Annotated in this window: 5 protein-coding genes; 2 read left to right on the top strand and 3 right to left on the bottom strand. The window is 60.6% G+C overall.

The window, feature by feature from the left end; genetic code table 11:
* Window positions 1-270: 270 nt before the first annotated feature.
* Together H0X91_RS34470 and H0X91_RS34465 are read right to left on the bottom strand one after the other, a co-directional pair.
* Entirely contained in the window at window positions 271-684 is a 414-nt protein-coding gene (locus H0X91_RS34470; RefSeq protein ID WP_196433806.1) for a hypothetical protein, read from the bottom strand.
* A 47-nt stretch (window positions 685-731) separates the two neighbouring features.
* Window positions 732-1649: a LysR family transcriptional regulator gene (locus H0X91_RS34465; protein WP_062911042.1), complete on the bottom strand. Its 918-nt coding sequence runs from the start codon at window positions 1647-1649 to the stop codon at window positions 732-734.
* 138 nt (window positions 1650-1787) lie between these two features.
* Between H0X91_RS34465 and H0X91_RS34460 the strand changes: the two genes are divergently transcribed.
* Both H0X91_RS34460 and H0X91_RS34455 read left to right on the top strand, forming a co-directional pair.
* A complete protein-coding gene (locus H0X91_RS34460) occupies window positions 1788-2552 on the top strand; it encodes an SDR family NAD(P)-dependent oxidoreductase (protein WP_035973142.1) in 765 nt (254 codons plus the stop codon).
* Between the two features lie 83 nt (window positions 2553-2635).
* Window positions 2636-3343: a pirin family protein gene (locus H0X91_RS34455; protein ID WP_062911041.1), complete on the top strand. Its 708-nt coding sequence runs from the start codon at window positions 2636-2638 to the stop codon at window positions 3341-3343.
* 641 nt (window positions 3344-3984) lie between these two features.
* Here the strand turns inward: H0X91_RS34455 and H0X91_RS35180 are convergent.
* The coding region (locus H0X91_RS35180) for a hypothetical protein (protein ID WP_230878101.1) at window positions 3985-4194 on the bottom strand (210 nt) is incomplete at its 5' end.

The raw sequence follows: 4194 nt of genomic DNA, 5'->3' as shown, positions 1-4194 counted from the left end.
GGGACATCAGCCACTACCTGATGCACCGGTACAACTGGATACGGCCGCATCAGTTCAATGACGGACTGGCGCCGGCGGTTGCGGAAGAAAAACTTAACGCAGTGTCCGGGATCAGTTGACCACTACAGGCTCGGCGATCTGCATTTTCGCACGAGCAAGAGGGCATGGGCATCGCCAGGCAGCGATGCACGCGATTGAAAATTTGCGAGATGTTGAAGGACGATGAACGCGGAGGGGAATACTCCCTCCGCGTAGCCGGATAGCACAAAACTACCTTGCGATGTTGAGTCGTTGAGAGATCGGGTTTGCAGTCCAGTTCGATGTGGCAAGCGCTCGAATGCCGTCCGCATAAACAGGCAAACCGTCTTCGAGTGCGCGTAGCGTCACCAAAATGACGGCACGCTGCGGCTCGGGGGGGATCAACTCACCGAAGCGTCGAGTTATGCTCGCTTGCAACGCCCAATTCGCGGCAGTAATACCGTTTCGGAAGCGCTCGCGATACACCTTAACCGGCGACCACTTATAACCGTCGCGGTATCGGGCGTGTTCGGTGTGGCTTGCGTATTCATCGTGATTCTCCTTTTGCTTGGTCCAGTGGCTTGCGACGTGATGTCGTGCAGCCGGTGGAAAGGAGAATACGGATCGGACAATATTTGCGAAATAGAATCGTTTGAAATCCATCATTGCATGAATGCAATGATGGACGCCGGCTGATCAACTGCGCCGATGGATCATTTCGGCCACCGCCATGTTGGCTCGGAAAGGTGCTCGGCAAAGTAATCCGACAGCGCCGCGACTTTCGCGGGCCGTGCGCGCGCCGACGGCGTAACGAAGTAAAGACCACCCTTCGTCAGCGACCAGTCGGTGAGGATCGCTTCAAGACGGCCATCGGCCAGATACTCGCCCGCGATGAATTCAGGCAGCTCGGCGATTGCAAGGCCATCGAGCAGGGTGGGCAACAGCGCATCGGAGTTCGTCACGCGCAGCGGGCCCGCCGGCATCACCGGCTCCTCCTCGCCTGCGTCGTTCGTGAAGCGCCATACAGCGCTACGCGCACGGTACGCATATGAGAGACAGGGGCGATCCACCAGCTCGCGCGGATGCGTGGGTCGTCCTTCACGTCTCAGATATTCTGGCGACGCCACCACGAATTGCGTCACCGCGCACAGCCGCCGCGCGACCAGGGATGAATCCGGAAGCGCGGCGATACGCAGGGCGGCGTCGAACCCATCGGCGACCAGATCGACCGACGCATCCGATAGATGCAGGTCGATCGACACCTCTGGATAAGCGCGAAAGAAGCCCGGCAGCAGCGGCGCAACCCAGCGCAGCCCGTACGACATCGGCACCGCCAGACGCACCAGCCCGCGTGGCTGCACCGACATTTCGCGTGCCGAGCTTTCCGCCTCCTCGGCCTGGCGATAGATCTCGCCGGCTTTCTCGCTGATCGTCCGGCCGAACTCGGTGAGCGAGAGCTGACGCGACGTGCGATTGAACAGCCGTGCGCCCAGCCGGTCCTCCAGGCGAGCCACGCCGCGCGAGACCGTGGCGACCGACACGCCGGTCGCGCGCGCCGCGGCTGCGAACGATCCGTGCTCGGCCACCTTCGCGAACATCGCGAGCCCTTCGAAATCGGGGAGTTGAGCCATGTCCTTGTCTTTTCATTTATGCAACGTTGGATTGCAATCAATTCTATTTCGAAAAGATCAGGCCGTCGATATTCTCCTTACATCGCAGCAAGCCACTGCGACGCAAACATCCACCGACTCATCGAAAGGAGCAATACCATGGCACGCAAACTCGACAACAAGATCGCACTCGTCACCGGCGCAACCAGCGGCATCGGCCTTGCCACCGCGCAACGTTTCGCGGCGGAAGGCGCGCACGTCTATCTCACGGGCCGCCGACAGGCAGAACTCGATGCCGCCGTGAAAGGCATTCGCGAAGCCGGCGGCAACGCGACCGGCGTCCGCTCGGATTCCACCCGGCTCGATGAACTCGACGCGCTGTATGCGCAAATCAAGGAAGAACAGGGGCGCCTCGACGTGCTGTTCGTGAACGCCGGTGGCGGCTCGATGCTGCCGCTTGGCAACATCACCGAAGCGCACTACGACGACACCTTCGACCGCAACGTGAAGGGCGTGCTGTTCACGGTGCAAAAAGCGCTGCCGCTGCTTGCCGAGGGCGCATCGGTGATTCTCACCGGCTCGACGGCCGGTAGCGCGGGCACTGCCGCGTTCAGCGTGTACTCGGCTTCGAAGGCGGCGGTGCGTGCGTTTGCGCGCAGCTGGATTCTCGACCTCAAGGAGCGCCGTGTGCGCGTGAACACGATCAGCCCGGGCGCGACCCGTACGCCGGGCCTGCTGGATCTTGCCGGGGACGACGCCACGCAACGGCAAGGGCTTGCCGATTACCTGGCTTCCCTGATTCCGATGGGGCGTCTCGGTGAACCGGAAGAGATCGCTGGCGCGGCGCTATTCCTGGCCTCGAACGACGCGAGCTTCGTGAACGGTATCGAATTGTTCGTCGACGGCGGCCAGCAGCAGATCTGAGCCAGGCTGAGCACGCGGGGTGTGGTGGACGCGGTCTTCGACGATCGCGATCCACGCCCGGCGCACTCGAATCGAGCACCGTCATGATTGAACATCGGCCTTTTCCTTCGCTTGACGCAATCCGGCACGGCGGCGTTGATGTCCGCCAACATTTCCGCGCGGGCGACTCCGGGCACGCCGACCATGCGCCGCTCGGTCCGCTCCATATGTGGAACGACATTGAATTCGCGCAGCACGCGGGCCTCGGGCTTCGTGCTCACCGCGACGTCGAGATCGTCACGTGGATACGTTCGGGGGCCATCACCTACGAAGACGATGCGGGCAATCGCGCGCGCCTGGTTGCCAATTCCGTCCACGTGATGAGTGCCGGCACGGCGATCCATCACGCCGAGCGCAACGATGAAAACATTCCCGCACGACAGTTCCGGATCTGGCTACGTCCGCGCACACCGGCCGGTACACCGCGCTGCTCGACGCGGGTCTGTTCGCCAGGGTGTCGAGAGGGCCAATTCATCACACTGGCGAGCGGCGATCCGGAGGATGTCCGCACAGGTGCTTTGCCCCTCCATGCCGACGCGCGGGTGCGTATCGCGACGCTGCGCGAAGGCACGACGATGCTGCACGTTTTGCCGATGACCGGTTCCGCTTATTTGGTTGCGGATCATGGGCGACTGGACATAGGACCGATCAGGCTGACGCGACGCGATGGCATTGCCGTTCGAGATGAAGCGCGGCTCGTATTGAGGGCGCGAGACGACACTGATGTCGTGATTGTTGAGCTCTTGCGCTAGGACAAGGGCTCCATTAGGGCGTGCCGCAGCCCCATTCATTGCTGTTTCCAACTTCGAGAAAACGCGCCCGTGAGAGTTGGGTGGCTGTTTGGGGAGCGAACTGCAGACGGTGATACTGACGCTGCCTATGGCGGAGATGGGTCGGTCACCGTCCTTGATGAGGCGACGTCCAGGCAATCTCAGACCTGATCTGCCTCCGACTGAGAGGTTAGGTCCGGACTTGCACATCTCGGTCCCCGAATCCCCAATCTTGTCGCGATTATGCCGCGCTTGCTCGCGCCAATCACTGACGTGATGCGACGGTTGCAAAGTAACTTTTCATTGAACACAAGGCCAGCTTTTGCCGTTGCATCGGGGAGGGCTGCGGCACGGGAGTTTCTTTGCGCGCAGCGTTCCAGACCGCAGGGCGTTTCTCGACACGGCTGGCGTCATGCGACGTATTTGCCGGCTATCTCCAACTTTGTCTCCAAGTAAATGAGTGTTTTGGAGATAGACTTGGAGATAGTTGGACCCTTGACCAGTAAGGCTTCCGGGGTGAATAGAGCATATATCTCCAAATCTCCAGAAGTTTTCTGTTCGGGCGGCCGACGATCGGCGACTTACGCCACAATTATTCGCTCGATGGCCTCATCCGCATTGGCTCACTCGATTGGGGGTATGTTTGGGGGTTCATGTTCCAACCGTCGATTTAATTTTCGTTTTGAATCAATGGATTGGGTGTGAATTGTTGATCCTGCAGCCCACCAAATCCGAAAAAGGGTTACGGAGTTTTCCGTAACCCTTTTTTCGTTCATGGAGTCGCGCGCCGCGATGGCGCGGGCGCCATCGCCATCCCCATCCCCATCCCCATC

The sequence above is a fragment of the Burkholderia sp. 9777_1386 genome, assembly GCF_015712265.1.
Taxonomy (GTDB): Bacteria; Pseudomonadota; Gammaproteobacteria; order Burkholderiales; family Burkholderiaceae; genus Burkholderia; species Burkholderia cenocepacia.
Note: the sequence above shows the minus strand (reverse complement) of the source record. Positions and strands in the feature narration are given on the sequence as shown.